The sequence below is a fragment of the Glutamicibacter sp. BW80 genome (assembly GCF_002332385.1).
In the GTDB taxonomy this organism is placed as follows: Bacteria; Actinomycetota; Actinomycetes; order Actinomycetales; family Micrococcaceae; genus Glutamicibacter.
In genome coordinates, this window is record NZ_NRGV01000016.1 from 90,119 (window position 1) to 110,846 (window position 20,728).

Annotated in this window: 23 protein-coding genes and 1 tRNA gene; 14 read left to right on the plus strand and 10 right to left on the minus strand. The window is 62.7% G+C overall.

The features are described from left to right. Positions 1-35 precede the first annotated feature (35 nt). The 5 genes from rplA to CIK76_RS04090 all read right to left on the minus strand — a co-directional run bounded on the left by rplA (position 36) and on the right by CIK76_RS04090 (position 2,838). Positions 36-737 carry a 50S ribosomal protein L1 gene (gene rplA, locus CIK76_RS04070; protein WP_096283714.1) on the minus strand — a complete coding sequence of 234 codons (702 nt, stop codon included), beginning with the start codon at positions 735-737 and terminating at the stop codon, positions 36-38. 135 nt (positions 738-872) lie between these two features. After that, positions 873-1,304 carry a 50S ribosomal protein L11 gene (rplK, locus tag CIK76_RS04075; RefSeq protein WP_096283716.1) on the minus strand — a complete coding sequence of 144 codons (432 nt, stop codon included), beginning with the start codon at positions 1,302-1,304 and terminating at the stop codon, positions 873-875. Positions 1,305-1,432: 128 nt separating this feature from the next. Continuing rightward, the gene (nusG, locus tag CIK76_RS04080; protein WP_096283718.1) at positions 1,433-2,320 is read right to left on the minus strand and encodes a transcription termination/antitermination protein NusG; all 888 of its coding nucleotides are present in this window, start codon (positions 2,318-2,320) and stop codon (positions 1,433-1,435) included. A 71-nt stretch (positions 2,321-2,391) separates the two neighbouring features. Then, complete coding sequence (secE, locus tag CIK76_RS04085) at positions 2,392-2,646, minus strand: preprotein translocase subunit SecE (RefSeq protein ID WP_096283720.1); 255 nt, start codon at positions 2,644-2,646, stop codon at positions 2,392-2,394. A 119-nt stretch (positions 2,647-2,765) separates the two neighbouring features. After that, positions 2,766-2,838, minus strand: a tRNA-Trp gene (locus CIK76_RS04090). A 262-nt stretch (positions 2,839-3,100) separates the two neighbouring features. Here CIK76_RS04090 and CIK76_RS04095 point away from each other — a divergent pair. Beyond that, on the plus strand, positions 3,101-4,300 hold the full coding sequence (locus CIK76_RS04095; protein WP_096283722.1) for a pyridoxal phosphate-dependent aminotransferase: 1,200 nt from the start codon (positions 3,101-3,103) through the stop codon (positions 4,298-4,300). A gap of 58 nt (positions 4,301-4,358) precedes the next feature. On the opposite strand, the gene CIK76_RS04100 is transcribed toward CIK76_RS04095, so the two are convergent. Both CIK76_RS04100 and CIK76_RS04105 read right to left on the minus strand, forming a co-directional pair. Then, positions 4,359-5,027 (minus strand): response regulator transcription factor, encoded by a 669-nt coding sequence (locus tag CIK76_RS04100; protein WP_096283724.1) that lies wholly within the window; start codon positions 5,025-5,027, stop codon positions 4,359-4,361. Continuing rightward, complete coding sequence (locus tag CIK76_RS04105; RefSeq protein WP_096283726.1) at positions 5,024-6,292, minus strand: ATP-binding protein; 1,269 nt, start codon at positions 6,290-6,292, stop codon at positions 5,024-5,026. Before CIK76_RS04105 ends, CIK76_RS04100 begins: the two co-directional genes overlap by 4 nt. Before the next feature lie 125 nt (positions 6,293-6,417). On the opposite strand from CIK76_RS04105, the gene CIK76_RS04110 reads away from it, so the two are divergent. From CIK76_RS04110 to CIK76_RS04125, 4 genes are all read left to right on the plus strand, one after another. After that, positions 6,418-7,749: a PspC domain-containing protein gene (locus CIK76_RS04110; RefSeq protein WP_096283728.1), complete on the plus strand. Its 1,332-nt coding sequence runs from the start codon at positions 6,418-6,420 to the stop codon at positions 7,747-7,749. 12 nt (positions 7,750-7,761) lie between these two features. After that, positions 7,762-8,001: a hypothetical protein gene (locus CIK76_RS04115; RefSeq protein ID WP_096283730.1), complete on the plus strand. Its 240-nt coding sequence runs from the start codon at positions 7,762-7,764 to the stop codon at positions 7,999-8,001. Between the two features lie 24 nt (positions 8,002-8,025). After that, positions 8,026-8,268, plus strand: a complete 243-nt coding sequence (locus tag CIK76_RS04120) for a PspC domain-containing protein (protein WP_096283732.1) — start codon at positions 8,026-8,028, stop codon at positions 8,266-8,268. A gap of 231 nt (positions 8,269-8,499) precedes the next feature. Then, positions 8,500-9,528, plus strand: a complete 1,029-nt coding sequence (locus tag CIK76_RS04125) for an ATP-dependent 6-phosphofructokinase (RefSeq protein WP_096283734.1) — start codon at positions 8,500-8,502, stop codon at positions 9,526-9,528. A gap of 74 nt (positions 9,529-9,602) precedes the next feature. Here the strand turns inward: CIK76_RS04125 and CIK76_RS04130 are convergent, their stop codons facing one another. From CIK76_RS04130 to CIK76_RS04140, 3 genes are all read right to left on the minus strand, one after another. Continuing rightward, complete coding sequence (locus tag CIK76_RS04130) at positions 9,603-10,688, minus strand: folate-binding protein YgfZ (protein WP_176484080.1); 1,086 nt, start codon at positions 10,686-10,688, stop codon at positions 9,603-9,605. Position 10,689: 1 nt separating this feature from the next. Continuing rightward, entirely contained in the window at positions 10,690-11,304 is a 615-nt protein-coding gene (locus CIK76_RS04135) for an FABP family protein (protein WP_096283736.1), read from the minus strand. A gap of 255 nt (positions 11,305-11,559) precedes the next feature. Beyond that, a complete protein-coding gene (locus tag CIK76_RS04140) occupies positions 11,560-12,294 on the minus strand; it encodes a hypothetical protein (protein ID WP_096283739.1) in 735 nt (244 codons plus the stop codon). Between the two features lie 128 nt (positions 12,295-12,422). Here CIK76_RS04140 and CIK76_RS04145 point away from each other — a divergent pair, with 128 nt between their 5' ends. The 9 genes from CIK76_RS04145 to asd all read left to right on the plus strand — a co-directional run bounded on the left by CIK76_RS04145 (position 12,423) and on the right by asd (position 20,675). Further along, on the plus strand, positions 12,423-13,079 hold the full coding sequence (locus tag CIK76_RS04145) for a response regulator transcription factor (protein WP_096283741.1): 657 nt from the start codon (positions 12,423-12,425) through the stop codon (positions 13,077-13,079). Positions 13,080-13,129: 50 nt separating this feature from the next. After that, positions 13,130-14,092: a mycothiol synthase gene (mshD, locus tag CIK76_RS04150; protein WP_096283743.1), complete on the plus strand. Its 963-nt coding sequence runs from the start codon at positions 13,130-13,132 to the stop codon at positions 14,090-14,092. Between the two features lie 82 nt (positions 14,093-14,174). Further along, positions 14,175-16,391 carry an RNA degradosome polyphosphate kinase gene (locus tag CIK76_RS04155; protein WP_096283745.1) on the plus strand — a complete coding sequence of 739 codons (2,217 nt, stop codon included), beginning with the start codon at positions 14,175-14,177 and terminating at the stop codon, positions 16,389-16,391. Beyond that, positions 16,391-17,398, plus strand: coding sequence for an NUDIX hydrolase (locus CIK76_RS04160; RefSeq protein ID WP_096283747.1), 1,008 nt, complete (start codon positions 16,391-16,393; stop codon positions 17,396-17,398). Before CIK76_RS04155 ends, CIK76_RS04160 begins: the two co-directional genes overlap by 1 nt. An 81-nt stretch (positions 17,399-17,479) precedes the next feature. After that, positions 17,480-17,803: a GNAT family N-acetyltransferase gene (locus CIK76_RS04165; RefSeq protein ID WP_096283750.1), complete on the plus strand. Its 324-nt coding sequence runs from the start codon at positions 17,480-17,482 to the stop codon at positions 17,801-17,803. Between the two features lie 50 nt (positions 17,804-17,853). Beyond that, positions 17,854-18,666: a thymidylate synthase gene (locus CIK76_RS04170; protein WP_096283752.1), complete on the plus strand. Its 813-nt coding sequence runs from the start codon at positions 17,854-17,856 to the stop codon at positions 18,664-18,666. Then, the gene (locus CIK76_RS04175) at positions 18,663-19,211 is read left to right on the plus strand and encodes a dihydrofolate reductase (protein ID WP_096283754.1); all 549 of its coding nucleotides are present in this window, start codon (positions 18,663-18,665) and stop codon (positions 19,209-19,211) included. Before CIK76_RS04170 ends, CIK76_RS04175 begins: the two co-directional genes overlap by 4 nt. Before the next feature lie 5 nt (positions 19,212-19,216). Beyond that, complete coding sequence (locus tag CIK76_RS04180; RefSeq protein ID WP_096283756.1) at positions 19,217-19,444, plus strand: NF038396 family protein; 228 nt, start codon at positions 19,217-19,219, stop codon at positions 19,442-19,444. Between the two features lie 112 nt (positions 19,445-19,556). Beyond that, a complete protein-coding gene (asd, locus tag CIK76_RS04185) occupies positions 19,557-20,675 on the plus strand; it encodes an aspartate-semialdehyde dehydrogenase (RefSeq protein ID WP_096283758.1) in 1,119 nt (372 codons plus the stop codon). The last annotated feature ends 53 nt before the right edge of the window (positions 20,676-20,728 follow it).

The following is a 20,728-nucleotide window of genomic DNA, read 5'->3' on the forward strand; positions in this document are numbered from 1 at the left end:
CTGGTCTGTCCCGCGGTTTTAGCGCTCGTTGGGCTTTAGGCCTCGACGCGAGTTACGTTCGAATCAACAGGGATACCTGGACCGAAGGTGGTCGAAACGGTTGCCTTCGAGATGTAGCGGCCCTTCGAGGAGGAAGGCTTCAAGCGAAGCACTTCTTCCAAAGCTGCTGCGTAGTTCTCGGTCAGCTGCTTGGCTTCGAACGAAGCCTTGCCGATGATGAAGTGAAGGTTGGCGTGCTTGTCGACGCGGAAGTCGATCTTGCCACCCTTGATGTCATTAACAGCCTTGGCGACATCCATGGTCACGGTGCCGGTCTTAGGGTTTGGCATCAGGTTACGAGGACCCAAGATCTTACCCAAGCGGCCAACCTTACCCATGAGGTCTGGGGTTGCTACGGCCGAGTCGAAGTCGGTCCAGCCGCCCTGGATCTTTTCGATCAGGTCGTCCGAGCCGACGAAGTCGGCGCCGGCTGCGATTGCAGCTTCGGCCTTGTCGCCATTGGCGAAGACAACCACGCGGGCGGTCTTACCGGTGCCGTGTGGAAGGTTCACGGTACCGCGAACCATCTGGTCAGCCTTGCGTGGGTCAACGCTCAAACGGAAAGCTACCTCAACGGTGGAGTTAGTCTTTTCGCCTGCGATTTCCTTAGCCAGGACAATTGCCTCGGTTGGATCGTAGAACTTGTCAGCCACGATCTTGGCCGCGGCGGCTACGTATGCTTTGCTGCGCTTTGCCATCTGCGTTATCTCCTTATGCAGTCGTGGTCATATGGACCGCGCCCGGTCCTGCCACGGGCGGACAGGGTGTTCCCTGCTCGCCTTAGATTAAATTCTTTGTTGCAGTCACCGAAGTGAACTACGAAAAGCTAAAAATTAGCCTTCGACGGTGATGCCCATGGAACGGGCGGTACCGGCGATGATCAACGAGGCGGCAGCCAAGTCGTTGGCGTTGAGGTCAGCCATCTTGGTGGTGGCGATTTCTTCAACCTGAGCCTGGGACAGCTTGGCAACCTTGACGGTGTGCGGGGTAGCTGAACCCTTGGCAACGCCAGCAGCCTTCTTGATCAGCTCTGCTGCTGGAGGGGTCTTGGTGATGAAGGTGAATGAACGGTCTTCATACACGGTGATTTCAACTGGTACAACGTTACCGCGCTGCGACTCGGTCGCTGCGTTGTAAGCCTTGCAGAATTCCATGATGTTGACGCCGTGCTGGCCAAGTGCAGGACCAATTGGCGGAGCCGGGTTAGCGGCGCCTGCCTGGATCTGCAGCTTGATGAGTCCGGTGACCTTTTTCTTTGGGGCCATGTCGGGTCCTTATACTCTTGCAGTTCCCACAACACAGGAGCGTGCTGCGGGTTGTGGCCGTCGTGGCGCGACAGCCGGACGTGCCCTCACCCCGTAAAGCAAACGGAATGGGGCACGAAGACTTAATACTACTGGATCTTGGTGACCTGGTTGAAGTTCAAGGTCACTGGGGTCTCGCGTTCGAAGATCGAAACGAGGACTACCAGCTGTGCCGATTCCAGCTTGATTTCCGAGATCGTCGCCGGCATGGTCTCGAACGGACCATCGTTGACGGTAACCGATTCGCCAACTTCGAAATCGACGGTGACTTCGGTGATTGGCGAGCGTCCCGGCTTGGAAGCCGATGGCTGCTCGACCGGATCCACCACGGTGTGCTCCAGCATGGAGAACACTTCGTCGAGGTTCAGCGGGTTGGGATCATGGGCGTTTCCAACGAATCCGGTGACACCTGGCGTGTGTCGAACGACACCCCAAGAAGCGTCGGTCAGTTCCATGCGAACCAGGACGTAGCCCGGGATGCGCACACGGCGAACGATCTTGCGCTGAGTGTTCTTGACCTCAACGACCTCTTCCATCGGAACCTGGATTTCATAGATGAAATCGTCCATGTCCTGGGTCTGGATACGAGTCTCGAGGTTCAGCTTCACGCGGTTTTCGTAACCTGCGTAGGTGTGAATGACGAACCAGTCACCCGGCTGGCGACGCAGCTTCGAGCGGAATTCTTCCTTGAGCGCGGCGACAACATCGACGTCGTCTGCTTCAGCGGTTTCGTCCTCGTCGGCTTCATCCTCGACGTCTTCAGCGGCTTCGTCTTCGTCGGCTACATCTTGAACGTCTGCTTCAGCAGCTTCATCTTCGTCGGCTTCGCCCTGAACGGCTTCTTCAGCAACAACGGCTGGAGCTTCGGTCTCGTCGGTTGCAACCTCGGCGGCGGTTTCTACCTGCGCGCCATCAGCTTCAACGAACTCGTTTTCGACCTCGTCATTAATCTGCGGTTCGAGTTCCTTGTCGGACACTGCAGCTCCTGCTTTCTTTGACTGAATGACATCTACTACCTGCGGGCGATTATACCGCCGCGGCAAATAAATTACTGTTCTGGCTGATTGGTGAACAGGAGGATCGAGCCTTGGCCCAGTACGAAGTCAAGGATCGTAACGATCAGCATAACGACGCAAACAAAACCGATTACAACCAGCGTGTAATTGATGAGCTCGCTACGCGTTGGGGTAACGACCTTCTTCAGTTCTGAAATTACCTGGCGCAGGAATAGGAAGATGCGTCCGAAGAAGCCCTTCTTTGCCTTCTCACCATTTCCGGAGTTTACGGCAGCTGATTCGCTCAACCTGATCCTCGTTTCAATTTTTTTGGCCAGTTGAAACAATCACGGTGCGCCGCAGCCTGACCGACCACAACACACCGTGATTTGAGATTCGCTGTGCGATTATTACCATCGCTACTGCGCAGGGCAGACAGGACTCGAACCTGCAACCTGCGGTTTTGGAGACCGCTGCGCTACCAATTGCGCCACTACCCTTTGAGCTACCGCTCTTACTGAGAACATGTTAGCCGATCAGGACTTTTCCATGTCGGTTGCGATGTCTCAGCAACGAGAAATAACTTTACGCAACGAACTAGCAAATGTCGAACTGACTGCACCCTGTGTGTCGCACACCGCATTCTGACCACCGGTTAGTGACCACTTGGTGTCATTTTTCAATTTCACTGAGCATCGGCAAATACTGGGAACTAGGATTGGAGCTAACAGCAGCTTACGTAACCGTCAGGATGCATTTTCTATGTCTAGAATTTCACGCCGCATCGGCGCCATTTCCGAGTCCGCAACGCTAGCGGTTGATGCCAAGGCGAAAGCGCTCAAGGCCGCCGGTCGTCCAGTCATCGGCTTCGGCGCCGGCGAGCCGGACTTCCCAACACCGGATTACATCGTCGAGGCAGCGGTCAAGGCCGCCCAGGATCCGAAGAACCACCGGTACTCCCCCGCGGCGGGCCTGCCTGAACTGCGCGAAGCGATTGCCGAAAAGACGCTGCGCCACTCCGGATACGAGCTGGCTGGCGCGCAGGTGCTGGTGACCAACGGCGGCAAGCAGGCGGTCTACAACACCTTTGCCGCACTGCTTGACCCGGGAGACGAAGTCATCATTCCGGCTCCTTACTGGACCACCTACCCGGAGTCGGTGCAGCTGGCGGGCGGGGTGCCCGTATCCGTCTTCGCCGGCCCCGAGCAGGGCTATAAGGTCACCGTCGAGCAGCTTGAGTCCGTGCTGACCGAGCGTACCAAGGTCTTGCTCTTCGTTTCCCCCTCAAACCCCACCGGCGCGGTTTATACGGCAGAGCAGATCAGGGAAATCGGCCGCTGGGCGGCCGAAAAGGGCTTGTGGGTAGTCACCGATGAGATCTATGAACACCTGACCTATGGGGACGCCTCGTTCAGCTCCATTGCGACGCTGGTTCCGGAGCTCGAAGATCGGGTGGTCATCCTCAACGGCGTGGCCAAGACCTACGCCATGACCGGTTGGCGTGTGGGCTGGATGGCCGGCCCACTGGACGTCATCAAGGCTGCCACCAACCTGCAGTCCCATGCGACCTCGAATGTGGCCAATGTGTCCCAGCGTGCCGCCTTGGCCGCCGTGGCCGGCCCCTTGGATGCCGTCGAGGAGATGAAGGTCGCCTTCAACCGCCGCCGGCTGGCCATCGTCGAGGGCTTGAACGCCATCGACGGGTTGCACTGCCCGATGCCTGAGGGTGCCTTCTACGCCTACTCGGACGTGCGCGGGCTGCTGGGCAAGAAGATCCGCGGCGTTGTGAACAACACCAGCGCCGAGCTGGCCGCGTTCATCCTGGAGCAGGCGGAAGTCGCGGTTGTACCGGGCGAAGCCTTTGGCCCCTCGGGCTATATCCGCATGTCCTATGCGCTGGGCGATGCAGACCTGGCCGAGGGCGTCTCGCGGATGGCCCGGTTGCTGGGCGAAGCCGAGTAGAGCGGCATCCGGACATTGCGGGCCCGATCCACCGGATCGGGCCCGCACTCGTTAACGCCTAGAGGATCTTCCGGTCCACCGCCCAGCGCGTGAGTTCATGGCGATTCGAGAGCTGCAATTTGCGCAGCACGTTTGAGACATGCGATTCCACGGTTTTCACCGAGATGAACAGCTCCTTGGCCACCTCCTTGTAGCTGTAGCCGCGGGCGATCAGGCGCATCACCTGCAGTTCCCGGTCCGAGAGCAGATCCAGTTCCTCGTCGATGCCGGTCGATTCGGCCACTTTTGCACCGCCGAATGCGTCCAGCACAAAGCCCGCCAGCCGTGGCGAGAACACCGCATCTCCCCCGGCCACCCGGCGCACCGCGTCCGAGATTTCGGCTCCGGAAATGCTCTTGGTCACGTAGCCCCGGGCCCCGGCCCGAATCACCGTGACCACGTCCTGCGCCGAATCCGAAACGCTCAGCGCCAGGAACTTGGTGGTTCCCAACAGGTGCGCGCAACCGCGCAAGACCTCCGCGCCCCCGCCGCCGCGTCCGCCGGGCAGGTGCACGTCGAGCAGGACCACGTCCGGCCGCTGGCTTTCGATGACTTCGATAGCCTGTTCAACGGACCCCGCCTCACCGACAATGCGCAGGTCCTCACCGAGATCCGCGCGGAGCCCGGAGCGGAAGATTCCATGGTCGTCTACCAACACCACCGTGAAGTTCTGCTGTTCGCTACTCATGATTCCGTATCTTCCTGACTGCTGTTCCTTGGCATTTTCAACTCTACTTCGGTGCCCGTCTCGCCGCTGCGAATAGCTGCCTGCCCGCCGGCCCGCTGCATCCGTCCGATAATCGATTCGCGCACCCCATACCGGTCCCTGTCGATGCCGTCTACGTCGAATCCCCTTCCGCGATCCCGGATGAACACCTCGATGAGCAGCTCGCTGCATTCGACAAACACCGAGATTCTTCCCTCGGCATGTTTTGCGGCATTCATCATCGCTTCCCGGCTCGCCGCCACGAGCGACTGCTGTCCGTCGAAACCCCTGGCATTTCCGACGGTAATCACATCGACATCCCGCAGCATCAATTTCTCTACATTGTCGGCCTCGGCCTGGATTTCCACGACCACGTCTTTCTCATCGAGCTCTTCGGTCTCATAGAGCCAGGCACGCAGTTCGCGTTCCTGCACGCGCGCCAGGGTTCGCACCGCTGCCGGGTCATCACTGCGTTTTTGGATCACGGCCAGCGTCTGCAGCACCGAGTCGTGCAGATGCGCGGCAAAGTCTGCGCGCTGCGCGGCGGCCTGCCGATTGCTTCTCTCCGAAAGGTAGTCGCGCCACAACCTGGCACCCCAGGGCAGCAGCACCACCACCGCGCCGGTGATGATCGCCAGCGCCGCCCACATCCCGCCGAGCAGATCGGAGGTGCTCACGCTCCCGCTGAGAATCGCCAGCAGCCCGCCGATGGCGAGCAGCAGGCCCAGAATCAACCGCCCGAAGACGAGCGCCTTGGCCTTGCGGTCACCGTCGAGGTGCTGCCCATCGACCTGCAGCCAGGCGAGCAGCACGCCGGCGATGATGCCTAAGCTGGGCCAAATCAGATCCCAGCGGATATTCAGCCCGAGCCACTGCCCCAGCGCCAGCAGCGCCACCAGCAGCAAGGCGGCTCCGATGAGGGTTTCGCGCCAGGAGGATAGCTTTTCGCTCATCTCGCGCGGGGAAAATATTCCCTGCTGCACCCGGCCCATTTCCTCCGCGAGCGTGCGCGGCCCGGTACCCCGGGAGCGCAGCGCTCCGGCCTTGGATTCTTCGGCGCTGGGGGTGAACACCCACAGCCAGGCATAGAGCAATACGCCGGCCCCGCCCAGGGCGGTAAGTCCCAAGAACCCGATACGCAGGTAGTTCACCGGTATGCCAAGGTGCACAGCGAGGCCGCCGCACACCCCGGCGATCAGCCGGGACTCACTGCGTACGATCTGATTTCGCTGCTCGGTTCGTTCCATACTGACAAGTCAAGCACGTTCCCGGGCAGAAAACCGGGTCGATGCCGGAAGTCAGGGCGGCCCCTAGGGAAGAATCAGGGTAGCCCCTCATAGCGCTAAGCACGCACACCGGAGATGATTTAAACATGGACAACGAGAACTCTCCGCGCAGCAACGTTTTCGACCAATTACGCAAAATTGGCATCGAACGGCAAGACTCCCAGTGGCTGGGCGGTGTTGCGGCGGGCATCGCACAGCGGTTCAGCATCGATGTGGTGCTGGTGCGCGGGGTATTCGTCGCGTTGAGTTTGCTCGGCGGAACCGGCTTCCTGGTTTACGGGCTGGCTTGGGGGCTCTTGCCCGGCCCCAAGGGCACGATCCCCTTGGAGCGGGCGGTGCACGGCAAGGACTGGACCAGCGCGCTCACCGGGGCCCTGGTATTTTTGCTCATCGGCTTCTTCCTCGCCCCCTGGCTGCTGAGCACCGTGGCCCCGATCCTGTGGCCGCTGCTGGTGGTCGCCGGAATTCTCTTCGTGATCTTCAGCCGACGCGACACCAAGTTTGCCGGCACCTCCAAACCCCGCCGCACGCCAACGTCCAGCGATCCGGCACCCGGCACGGACGTTGAAAAGCCTTGGCGCGCGCAGCGTGCCCAGTCCTTCAGCACGCAGGCACCCGTTGATCCCGATCAGTTCCCGGCGGCGACGAAGCCGCTGCGCACTCCAGAAACCACGCACTCGCACACCAACCAGAGCAACGCAGACTCCGAGGAGGACTCCATGGACCCCGAACCTCGCGGCTTCGGCCATATCCCGCAGGACCACGGGCGGGATCCGCATTTGCCCAGGACGAATAATAGGCTGCGCAATGCTCCCCCGGTTCCCGGCTGGGTTGCCACCATCATCGTGGGCCTCACGATCCTGGTGGTGTCCTTGGTGCTCGCCGCGGATTATCTCGGGGCGATCGCGCTGCCGGGCAATGGCTGGGGCGCGGCCTTTGCCATCGGCTTGTTCGTGGTCGGCTTGGCGCTGGTCTTCGCCTCCCTCGCGCACCGCACCAGCGGCGGGCTGCTCGGACTGGCCATTCCATTGCTGGTACTCACGGTGATCTTCGGCGGCAACGATTTGCGCGGCACGCAGGGCGAAACGGTCGGTGTGGCCACGGATTCAAACCAGTACAGCTCGGTGTTCAGCAAAACAACGGTGGACCTGCGCCACCTATCCACCATCACCGAGCCGACGACGGTGGAGGTCTCATCGGTCTTCTCCAAGGTAGATCTCGAACTGCCCTCGAACATTCCGGTGCAGATCCAGGCCGACGGGCTGTTCCTCTCCTCGCTGAACGAAAACAACTCGCAGCCGGCGGGCGGCTTCGACGCAGATGCACCCACGCTGACGGTAGTGATCAATGGGGTATTCTCCGGGTACGATCCGGAGTACTCAAGCGACGGAACCAACACCTACAACCCAACGTTCTAAGGAGCGGACAGCATGAATTCTGATCAGCAAACTGGAGCAAAATTTCCTGCCGGCACCTTGGTGTTTGGCCTGATCCTGGTCGTGGTCGCGCTTGCCACGCTCAGCCGGACCCTCTTCGACTGGCACTTCGACACCCCCTTGTTCTTCATCGCGCTGGTTGCCCTGGCCGGGGTGGGGATGATCTTCGCGGGCATCTCCTCGGCACGCAAGGCCAGCGGCAAGAACACCGAACTACCTTCCCACAACGACTAGCACCCACCATTTTTAGGAGCACTCATGGATACCTTCTTCAATCAGATCCGTTCGATCCCACTGCGCCGCGGCCCCTCGCGCATGGTTGCCGGAATTGCCGGCGGCATCGCGGATAAGTTCGGCTGGGATGTCACCTTGGTCCGCATCGGGCTGCTGCTCTCCTTCCTCCTGCCGGTCATCGGCATCGGCGCGTACATCGTGGCCTGGCTGCTGATTCCGGCCCAGGATGACAGCATCGTGCTGCAGAAACTGCTGCGCAAGTTCTAACCCCCCGGAATATCTCCGAAACAGAGCGGGTTGTTCGCTACCCCAAGTGGCAAACAACTCGCTCTTGTGGTTTTAACCACGTAGAATCTTAGAGAACTCGATGCTCAATGGTGCGCGGAATCGAATGAAGTCCGAAGGGTTTTCCTCGGATACCCGGCCCGCTCCGCAGCAGCATTCAGCAAGGAACCCGCCGTGTATCCGAAGTCTTCCCTACTTACTAAGTGAGGGTAAATGCGCATTGGAATCATGACTTCGGGAGGCGACTGCCCGGGACTGAACGCGGTGATCCGCGGTGCGGTGCTCAATGGCATCAAAAGCTATGACTACGAATTTGTCGGCTTCCGCGACGGCTGGAAGGGGGTCAAGGAAGGCGACTTCTTCGAGCTTCCCCGTACCGCCGTGCGCGGTATCGCCAAACAGGGCGGAACCATTCTGGGCACCTCGCGCACCAACGCGTTCGAGGGAGAAAACGGCGGAGCCGAGAATATCGCCGCCACGCTGAAGCAGAATAATGTCGACGCCTTGATCGCGATCGGCGGCGAGGGGACCCTCGCCGGCGCGCAGCGCCTGTGCGAGGCAGGGCTGCCGGTGGTTGGCGTCCCGAAGACCATCGACAACGACCTGGACGCCACCGACTACACCTTCGGTTTCGACACCGCAAACCAGATCGCCGTGGAGGCCATCGACCGGCTGCGCACTACCGGGGACTCGCACCATCGCTGCATGATCGCCGAGGTCATGGGCCGGCACGTCGGCTGGATCGCCATGCACGCCGGCATGGCCTCCGGCGCCCATGCGATCCTCATCCCCGAGGTGTCCACCACCATGGAAGAGATCTACCAGTGGGTGCGCGAAGCCCACGAACGCGGCCGTGCACCCCTGGTCGTGGTCTCCGAGGGGTTCGTCCCCGAGGGCCTGGACGAGGCCTTCTCGGTGCGCGGGGTGGATACCTTCGGCCGGGCGCGGCTCGGTGGAATCAGCGAAATGCTCGCCCCGCTGATCGAGGAGCAAACCGGCCTCGAAACCCGAGCCACCGTGCTGGGCCACATCCAGCGCGGCGGAGTGCCCACCGCATTTGACCGCGTGCTGGCAACGCGGCTTGGCATGGCCGCGGTGAATTCGGTGGCCGATGCGGCCTGGGGCACCATGGTCGCGATCCACGGCACCAAGGTCAACCGCGTCCCGCTGCGCGCGGCGCTGAACAACCTCAAGCGGGTTCCGATGGACCGCTACAACGAGGCCCGGATCCTCTTCGGCTAAATTCCGCACCGGCAAAACAACAGCGGTCCGGTACCTCCCGCGGGAGGTACCGGACCGCTGTTGCGTTTTGCTGCTCAGGCCGGGGGCGGGGTCCGCAGGAAACCAGTGAACCGGCCCGCGGTCTGTCCGGCGTCCGTGGCCACGATGACCTCCTGCGAGGCCGGGTAGACGCTCTCGCCGTCCACGACGCTCAGCACCGCCTCTGGGTCCACATTGCGTTTGATCACGCCCAACGCAATCGGTCCGGCTTCAAAGTGCAGGGAGGCCGAGGTCAGCTTGCCCACGGTGCGCTCACCGAGCTTGATCTCCGAACCGGCGGCCGGCAAGGTGTGCATCGACCCGTCGAGGTCGAGGAATACCAGGCGGCGCGGCGGGTGGCCGATGTTGTGCACCCGGGCCACGGTTTCCTGCCCCTTGTAGCAGCCTTTGTCCATGTGCACGGCGGTGCGCAGCCAATCCAGTTCATGCGGGATGGTCTTGTCATCATTCTCAAAACCGAAGCGCGGCTCCCAGGCGGCGATGCGCAGGGACTCCACCGCCATACTCCCGGCAAGTTCTTCCTCGCCGACGGCTTCTTCCAAGCGCTCAAGTTCAACAACATGCAAGAACCACGGCCGCTCCAGACCCGGGTGGTCCTCGCGCGAGTAGGCCCATCCCCCGGTGCTGACCTGCGGCCACGGATTGCGCCACACCAGCTCATTGCAGCTGGGAATCTCGCGCACCGCACCGAGCACGCCGTGGGTGCTCGAAAGGTTTTTCAGTTCCACCCGCAGCATGAACCGCATCGATTCGAGGAATTCCCGCAGCGGCTCGGCGCGGCCCTGCTCGACGATCAGCAGCACCCGATCGGTGTCGATGAGCACCTTCATCTCGTGCTCGATTCGCCCCTGAACCGAAAGCAGCAGCGCCTGGCTGGAGGCCCCCGGCTTCAGCCCGGTGATCGACTGGCTGCTGAGCGTGTTCAACCAACTCTGCCGGTCCTCGCCACGCAGTTCCAGCACGTCAAGGTGGCTCAGGTCGGCAATCGCCTGGCCTTGGAAAAGCTTGCGGGCCTCGCGGGTGGGCGCGCCATAATGCGCTGCCACACCGGCATCTGCCCCGGATGCCTCGATAGCTGCCGCACGATCCAGCAGCACCGAACGATATTGATTTTCGCTCATGTCAGGAATCCATCGCCTCTGTAGTAACACGTTTCAGCGCGGCTGAGGCATGAGCCTTGAGGTCTTGATTGCCCAAGGACACGTCCCAACGCCAAAATAGATCTCCGCCGACAAGCCCGTACATCCGGGTCGAGGAGGCGTACTGCTTGGCATTCTTGCTGCGCAGCAATGCTTCAGTGGCCAGCTGCACCCGCGGACCGTCGATCAGCCCGTAGTAGAGTTCGCTGATCCCGCCAGGCTGCATGATCTGCGCCTGAATTTTGAAGCCCTCTGCGGTGTGCAGCTGCTGCACGTCGTCGGCCGAGCGCAAGGCCGGGATGATCTCTCCCGGGGTCATTCCTGGCCCCGCGTCTGCGTCCTGCTGCTCGCGATCCAGCGACCAGAAACCACTTTCTACGGCCAGGATCCGCAGCTTGGTGCCATCGGCTTCGGTAAGCCATGCTTCGCTGCGGTATTCCAGATACGGGGTGCCTACCTCACGGAAGGTGACCTGCTGCCAAAAATGCGGGTCCGCATCCTCCCCCTCGCCCAGACGCCCGCTTCCTTCCCAGCTGCCGATGAGCCACGAGAAGGGTACGAGTTCCGGCATGAGGTCCGTGGGAATGTCAAAAGCCATTGACTAGCTGCTCCTAAGTTGCCCGGTTAAATGGAAACAGCGCACACGTTTTTGTGTGCGCTGCTTCTACTTCTGCCCCTTGAAGAGACGCTTTACTACAAGTCCGGCGAATCCGGCCATGCCCAGACCTGCAATGGTCAGCAAGGCGAGGAAGAAAATTTCGAGTGCAAGGTAATTTTCATTCATGCCTACATCTTAGCCCGAGCACTTCGGTATTTCCGACACTCGTGACGAAGCAGGCATCACATTTCGTGATTAGCTCAGCAGGGCCATCACGTACCAGCTCATCGCTCCGGCCAGGATCAGGATCCCGCTAGCCAGGGCGAGCACACCGGATAGCGTGCGGATGCTGCGGGTGGACAACGCCAACGCCCGCAGGCTGCCCACCAGCAGTCCCGCCAGCACCCCAATGGCCAGCGCCTGGTACCAGGTGGGGCCGAAGGTCAACGCGCTGGCCGCCGCCCCGAGCGCCCCGCCGATCAAGGGGGCAAGCACGAAGGTAATCCGGTCCGGCAACCGGGTAATGGCGATCGCCCCGGCGCCAACGAGCGCGATGAGGGTGAATGCGGTGATCCCCAGTGCGCCCTCGCCAAGGCCCATGGCGGCCCATCCCGAGCCTTGCGCCACGATGGCCAAACCGGTGATCCCCGAAACCACCCCGGCCAGCCGCCCATCGGCGGTGGAACCGCGCATGACCTGCGTAATGAAAATCATCAGCACCCCGGCGGCAATGACCTCAACGCTATGCGAGGTCTGCGTGGCCCCTGGCATGAAGAGCGTCGCCGCGGTGGAGGCCAGGGCGGCAATCGCGAGGATGATGCTGATCGTCCAGGGAGTCTCCGAACGCGTCATCCGCGGCCAGGTATAGGCAAAAACTAGCTGCAGCACCACGGCGACCGCCGCCATCGCAAAGTTCAGCGAACTGAGGCTGGCGGCGCCAGCCAACAGGACCGCGGCGAGCAGCCCACTAATCAATACCTTGATTCGCAAACTAAATTTCCCATCGGTAATAGTCCGGGCACTTGCTCGTTCACATGCGCACTTTGAGTGATTCTTTCTCTATACTGTGACACGTAAAAACGATTTTTTCGCACACCACTGGCAGGAGGAACTCCATCATGGCGCACCTACTGCTCCTGAGTAATAATGCAAGCACCGGTGCCGAGGTGCTTCCGGCACTGGAACTGCTGCTCCACGAGAACCGCTGCTTGCCGGCCAACACCGAGGCGCTGAGCCAAATCGGCGAGGCCGAAGCGGTCATTCTCGACGCGCGCACCGAGCTGATTGCCGCGCGAGCCCTAGCGCAAACCATCCACTCTACCGTCAATTTACCGTTGCTGCTGGTCATTGGCGAGGGCGGCCTGGGCGTTTTGAATTCCGCTTGGCATGCCTCCGACTTCATTTTGCCCACCGCGGTCCCGGGTGAACTCGAGGCCCGGATCCGGCTGATCCTTTCGGCCGCACCGGAGGTGGTGGTCCAGGAGAACACCTCCGGGCTGACCATCGATGAGCTGAGCTACACCGCGCGGATCGATCGCCGCATGCTGGATCTGACCTACAAGGAATTCGAGCTGCTCAAGTACCTCTCGCAGTTCCCCGGACGCGTCTTCACCCGTGAGCAGCTGCTCCACGAAGTCTGGGGCTACGACTACTACGGCGGTACGCGCACCGTCGACGTTCACGTGCGTCGCTTGCGCGCCAAACTCGGCACCGACCATGAACAGCTGATCGGCACCGTGCGAAATGTCGGCTACCGTTTCTACACCGAAGTTTAAGTTTCTTCCGCCACTGGTAGCTGCACGGAATCACCGGCTAAGGTGAAGGTATGAGCGAACTGCCACAAACTACTTTGTCCATCGAGAAAACACAAGGTGAGCTGGAAGAACGCGAACTTGCTGAGGTACGCGAGCTCGCCGCCGCAGCTCAGGAGCACGACGGCAACCCGCCGCTGAGCGACCAGACCCTGGTCGCCCTTGGCTCCGAGGAATTCTCGGAGAAGGTCTTCTCGCTGCGCGCCGAGCAGCAGGCGGACCCAAGAGAGTCCACGCTGGTCGGCGTGGTGGCCGCGGTGCGCGATCCGCAGGCCGATTCCTGGGTGGTCGAACTCGTGGTGCACCCGCAGCATCGCCAGCAAGGCATCGCCTCGGCCCTCGTGCAGCGCCTTGGCGAAGAGCTGGAGCTGAGCCGCATTCAGGCCTGGGCGCACGGCGGGCATCCCGCGGCGAAGAAGCTGGCCGAGGTCATCGGCCTGGCCACCGTGCGCGAGCTGCATAAGCTGCGCCGCGAAAGCCCCGAGTCCTTGGAGATTCCGCAGCTGGACCGCGGCAGCAACGTGCGCACCTTCCGGGTGGGCGAGGACGAGCCGGCCTGGTTGGCCGCCAACGCGGCGGCATTCGCGGACCATCCGGAACAGGGTTCGCTCACGCTGGCGGATTTGGACTCGCGCATGGCCGAATCCTGGTTTGATCCTGCGGGCTTCTTCTTGGCTTTCGACGCCGCGGAGCAGGTCATCGCCTTCCACTGGACCAAGATCCACCCGGCCACCGGGGATTCGGTCCGCCCGCTGGGCGAGGTCTATGTGGTCGGCGTGGTCCCCGAAGCCCAGGGCCTGGGCTTGGGCCGAGTGCTCACCGCCCTCGGGGTGAACTACCTGCTGGAGATGGGAGTGGGCGCCGTCCTGCTTTACGTTGACGCCGAGAACCAAGCGGCGGTCAGCCTCTACCGTTCGCTGGGCTTCACACTCTGGGACACCGACATCATGTACGGCCCGCAGCCGATAGAATCGTAGGGTACCGGGCAGAGCAGAGCCTCTGGCCAGCGCAATGAGGTGCAACTAGGTTTCCACTTGCAGAAAGAAGCGAGTTCAGTAGATGACTACCACCCCGAAGCAGCCGGCCTCACAGTTACGTGATGTGCCGGCGTCGAAGATGAACGAAGACCGCATCGAGCCGGCCATCAAATCGCCGGCCCGGCATCCCGAGGGTGGATTCAACAACGAACGATTCCTGGATCGGGAGTTGTCCTGGCTGCACTTCAACGCTCGCGTGCTGGAACTCGCCGAGGACAAGGAGCTCCCGCTGCTGGAGCGGGTGAACTTCCTCTCAATTTTCGGTTCGAACCTCGACGAGTTCTTCATGGTGCGCGTGGCCGGACTCAAGCGCCGCATCGCCACCGGCCTGGCCGTGCCCGCAGCCAACGGGATGAACCCGGTCGATCAGCTCGAACTGCTGCTCAATTCCGCCCACGAACTGCAGACCCGGCATGCCCTGGTCTTCTCCGAGCAGGTCCGTCCGGCCCTCGCGGAGGAAGGCATCCGGATCACCCGCTGGGATGAGCTCGGCGACGCCGAGCGCCAGCACCTCTCCGCCTGGTTCGTTTCCCAAGTGTTCCCGGTGCTCACCCCGCTGGCGGTCGACCCGGCGCATCCCTTCCCCTACATCTCCGGGCTGTCCCTGAACCTCGCGGTGGTGGTCCGCAACCCGCTGACCGGCAAGGAGCTCTTCGCCCGGCTCAAGGTGCCCGATACCATCGCCCGGCTGGTCGGCATCGACGGCGCCAAGGCGGCGCACTCCTCGCAGCGCACCGCCCGGTTCATCCCGCTCGAGGCGCTGATCGCCGTGCACCTGGACCTGTTGTTCCCGGGCATGGAAATCGTCGAGCACCACTTCTTCCGCGTCACCCGCAATGAGGATCTCGAGGTCGAGGAGGACGACGCGGAGAACCTGCTCCAGGCCCTGGAGAAGGAATTGCTGCGCCGCCGCTTCGGCCCGCCGGTGCGCCTGGAGGTCGCCGACGATATTGACCCGCAGGTGCTCGAGCTGCTGGTGCGCGAGCTGAATATCGAGGAAGACGAGGTCTTCCGGCTGCCCGCCCCGCTGGATCTGCGCGGGCTGGGCGTGATCGCCGCGCTGGACCGCGCCGAACTGCACTACACCAAGCATGTGGGCCACACCTCCCGGTTCCTGAATGAATCGGAGACCGCGAAGGCCGCGAATGTCTTCGGCGCGGTGCGCCGGCGCGACATCCTGCTGCATCACCCCTACGATTCCTTCTCCACCTCCGTGCAGGCGTTCCTGGAGCAGGCGGCCGCGGACCCGAAGGTCATGGCCATCAAGCAGACCCTGTACCGCACCAGTGGCGACTCCCCGATCGTCGACGCGCTGATCGACGCGGCCGAGGCCGGCAAGCAGGTCCTCGCGCTGGTGGAGATCAAGGCGCGCTTCGACGAGCAGGCGAATATCACCTGGGCGCGCAAGCTGGAGCAGGCCGGGGTGCACGTGGTCTACGGCATCGTGGGCCTGAAAACCCATTCGAAGCTCTCCCTGGTGGTGCGCAAGGAAGGGGACAAGCTGCGCCGCTACTGCCATATCGGCACCGGCAACTACCACCCGCGCACCGCCCGTTACTATGAAGACTTCGGGCTGCTGACCTGCGACGAAGCCGTTGGTGAAGATGTTTCCCGGCTGTTCAACCAGCTCTCGGGCTACGCGCCGCGCTCCACCTACCACCGGCTGCTGGTGGCCCCGCGCACGGTGCGCACCGGGCTGCTGGAGCTGATCGAGAAGGAAATCGCCAACGCGCAAAACGGGGTCGCGGCCTACGTGTGCATCAAGGTGAACTCGATGGTCGACGAGGCCATTATCGATGCCCTGTACCGGGCCAGCCAGGCCGGAGTGAAGGTGGATGTGATCGTGCGCGGCATTTGCGCGCTGCGCCCGCAGCTGCCGGGCCTGAGCGAGAACATCCGCGTCCGCTCCATCCTCGGCCGCTTCCTGGAGCACAGCCGCGTGTTCCTCTTCGGCAATGCCGGGGACCCGCTGGTCTACATCGGCAGCGCCGATATGATGCACCGGAACCTGGACCGCCGCGTGGAAGCCCTGGTTTCGCTGCGCAATCAGGAGGACATCGACTCCATGACCGACCTGCTGGGGCGCTATATGGACGATTCGACCATGGGCTGGCATCTGGGCTCCGATGGCGCGTGGACCCGCCACCACCAGGATGCCGAGGGCAAGGCGCTCACCGATATCCAGTTCTGGCTCACCGAAGAGCACACCCGGCGCCGGCAGAGCGGATTGCACAGCTAGTGACCGCCACCCAGTCCCAGCATTCACGCCTGCAGCTGTGCGAACTGCAGCGCTCCAGCGATGCCGAAGAGATCCGCCTGGGCGAATTCGACGTGGTCGCCGCCGGGGCGATCCCCTGGCAGCTGCGCGGCGGCGAGCTGCACGTGCTGCTGATCCACCGTCCGCGCTATGACGATTGGTCCTGGCCCAAGGGCAAGCTCGACTCCGGCGAATCGATCCCCGAATGCGCCATCCGCGAGCTGCGCGAAGAGGTCGGCCTGCGCCTGAGCCTCGGCATCCCGCTGGCGGCCACCGCCTATTCGGTCAAGGGCAAAACCAAGGTCGTCTACTACTGGGCGGCCAAGGTGGACCCCGCGCTGCAAGCGGTGCCCGACGGCGTCGAATGCGATGAGCTGCGCTGGGTGACGGCGGCCGAGGCCGCGGCCCTGCTGACCAACCCCTCGGATCTGGCCCCGCTCGAGGATCTGCGCAAGGCCCACCAGAAGCAGCGTCTGGAGAGCCTGGCCTTCATCATCCTGCGCCACGCCAAGGCCAAGCCGCGCGGCAAGTGGACACGCGCCGAGGGCGAACGCCCGCTGGCGGCCACCGGCCGCCGGCAGGCCCAAGCGGTGGCGCGCATGCTCGACGCCTGGCAACCGGGAAATGTGGCGTCCTCGCCGTGGACGCGCTGCGTGCAAACGGTGACCCCGTACCTGGTCCAGCATTCGCTGAAGCTGAAAACCATCCGCTCCATCACCGAGCATGAGGCCAAGCGCAAGCCGCACAAGGCCCAACGCGCCATCGAGAAGCTCGTGGCCAAGTCGCGTTCGCAGGTGATCTGCACCCACCGCCCGGTGCTCCCGCTGATCATCGAGGTCTTGCGCTCCCGGGTTTCGGCGAAGGTCGCCGCGGTGCTGCCGGCCCAGGATCCCTTCCTGGATCCGGGCGGGGTGATCGTGGCCCAGCAGGCCATCGGTGCGAAGCATCAGTTCGTGTCCGTGGAGATCCACGCGCCCTATCACGACTAACTCGTGCACGGTCGTTGCATCTATCCCCAAATGCGACTATGACTAGAGGTGAGAGAAGTCACCATCGAGGAGGCAACCGCCATGACTGCCCAACAGCCAGAACACCCGGTGCAGAAAATTGTGCATCAGGGCTTGCGCATGGATCACGACACGGGGCGCGGGCGCTACTCGCTATGGCACGGTTCCACCTTCATCGGCTTCATCGGCTACCACCGCGAGGAGCAGCTGGTGACCTTGCAGCATACGATCGTGAACGAGGAGTTCGGCCGCCGCGGCTACGCCCGCGCGCTGGTGACCATGGTGCTCGATGAGCTGCGCGCCGAGGGAGCAAAAATCGTCCCCGAATGCAGCTATGTGCAGGATTATCTCTCCCGCTACCCGGAGTACCACGATATGCTCGCCTGAGCCGGCACCGCTTTTAGCGCGATCCGGCCATGGAAAGCTAGGATGGAACGGTGACTCCACAGACTATCGCCACACCATATGAAGACCTGCTGGCCGACGTGCTCGCCAATGGCGCCGCGAAAGAGGACCGCACCGGCACCGGCACGCGCTCCGTTTTCGGCCGCCAGCTGCGCTTCGACCTGAGCGAATCCTTCCCGCTGATCACCACCAAACGGGTGCATTTTAAGTCGGTTGCCGCGGAACTGCTCTGGTTTTTGCGCGGCGAATCCAATGTGAAGTGGCTGCAGGATCAGGGCGTGCGCATCTGGAACGAATGGGCCGATGAAGACGGCGAGCTCGGCCCGGTCTACGGGGTGCAGTGGCGCAGCTGGCCGACCCCGGACGGTGCGCATATCGACCAGATCTCCCAGGTCATGGATTCCCTGCGCAGTAACCCCGATTCGCGCCGGCACCTCGTCTCGGCCTGGAATGTGGCCGAAATCCAGCAGATGGCCTTGCCGCCCTGCCACGTGTTCTTCCAGTTCTACGTCGCCGAGGGCAAGCTCTCCTGCCAGCTCTACCAGCGCAGCGCCGACATGTTCCTCGGCGTTCCCTTCAACATCGCTTCCTACGCGCTGCTGACCCTGATGGTCGCCCAGCAGCTTGATCTTCAGCCGGGCGAATTCATCTGGACCGGCGGCGACACCCACATCTACACCAACCATCTGGAACAGGTCCGCGAGCAGCTGCGCCGCGAGCCCTACCCCTACCCGAAGCTCGAATTCGCTTCCAAGCCGGCCTCGCTCTTCGACTACACGCTGGAAGATTTTGTGCTCAAGGACTACCAGCACCACCCGACCATCAAGGGGGCCGTGGCCGTATGAGTCCACGCCACGCCACCGGCCAGCAACCGCTGATCGGCGCAATCTGGGCGCAGGGCGCCAACTCGATCATCGGCGCCGCCGGTTCCATGCCCTGGCATGTACCCGAGGATCTGGCCCATTTCAAGGCCGTCACTGCCGGGCACCCGGTGATCATGGGGCGCAACACCTGGGAATCCTTCCCGGCCAAGTTCCGCCCCCTGCCCGGGCGCAGCAATATCGTGCTGACCTCCCGCAATCAGGATCAGCTCCGCGCCGACGGCGGCATCCCGGCCGGCGGCCTGCGCGAGGCGCTGGAGCTGGCCCGGCAGAGCCCGGGCGGCGAAGAGATCTGGATCATCGGCGGCGGACAGCTCTACGCCGCGGCCCTTGAGCTGCTCGATGTTGCGGTGATCACCCGGCTTGATTTGAGCCCGGCCGGGGATACCACGGCCCCAGCGCTCCCGGAAGATTTTAAGCTCTCCGCGGCCGACCCGGCCGAGGCATGGCATAGCTCAAAGAGCGGTATCGGCTACCGCTTCGAATCCTGGATCCGCGAAAAGGACTGACCGACGTGAAAAAATATCTTGGCGAGCTCAAGGCCCACCCCGAGGCGCTGTTCATCCTCGGCTACATGCTCTTCCCCCTGCTGGCCCTGGTGGTGGCGGCCCTGGGCTTCTTCATGGTGCTCAGCGGAAATAAGGTCTTCGGGCTGATCATGCTGCTGGTCCCCACCCAGCTGTTCATCTTCGGCGCGATGTGGGCGATCAACAATCGCAAGAAGCTGCTGGAGGAAAAGTAACTCTTCGGCTTCCACGAATCACACTCGAGCCCTGCTGGGCCTCGGGTGTGATTCTGCTTTAACTGCTGTAACGAACCCGGTGCAGATTGACCACTCCCCCTACCATGGAGATATGACTTCATCTGTTGGATTTGTTGGTTACCGCGGCATGGTTGGCTCCGTGCTGATGCAGCGCATGCTCGACGAAGGCGATTTTGCGCACCTCGACCCGGTCTTTTTCTCAACCTCGAACGCCGGCGGCGCCGCCCCGGCCTTCGCCGCAGGAGCCGGGGCGCTGCAGGACGCCTACGATCTTGAAACCCTGGCCAAGCTGCCCATTATCGTCACCGCGCAGGGCGGGGACTACACCTCGAAGGTCCACAGCGAATTGCGCAGGTCCGGCTGGGACGGGCTCTGGATCGACGCGGCTTCCACGCTGCGCATGAACGAGGACTCGGTGATCGTGCTCGACCCGGTCAACCGCAGCGTGATCGACCATTCCCTGGTCGCCGGGGTCAAGGACTTCGTCGGCGGCAACTGCACCGTCTCGTGCATGCTCATGGGCCTGGGCGGGCTGTTCAAGAACAACCTGGTCGAATGGGGCACCTCGATGACCTACCAGGCCGCCTCCGGCGGCGGCGCCCGCCATATGCGCGAACTGCTCACCCAGTTCGGCGACATCAACTCCCACGTCGCCTCCGAACTGGACGACCCGGCCTCCGCGATCCTGGAGATCGACCGCAAGGTGCTGGCCGCGCAGCGCGGTGGGCTGGACGCCACCCAGTTCGGCGTGCCGCTGGCCGGCTCGCTGATCCCGTGGATCGACGCGGACCTGGGCAACGGGCAGTCCAAGGAAGAGTGGAAGGCCGGGGTCGAGACCAATAAGATCCTGCAGACCAGCGGCGAACGGCATGTGGCGGTGGACGGGCTGTGCGTGCGCATCGGCGCGATGCGCTCGCACTCGCAGGCGCTGACCCTGAAGCTGAAGGAAGATCTTTCGGTCTCCGAGATCGAATCGCTGCTGGACTCCGACAACGAGTGGGCCAAGGTCGTGCCCAACACCAAGGAAGCCACCGTCGACGCGCTGACCCCGGTCGCCGCCTCGGGCACCCTGGACATTCCGGTGGGCCGCATCCGCAAGCTGGAAATGGGCCCGCAGTACATCTCCGCCTTCACCGTCGGCGACCAGCTGCTCTGGGGCGCCGCGGAGCCGCTGCGCCGCATGCTGGCCATCGCCCAGGGCCGCCTCTAGGCACAAGGCAAAGCCCCTTCGAACCATCGGTTCGAAGGGGCTTTTTTGCGCTC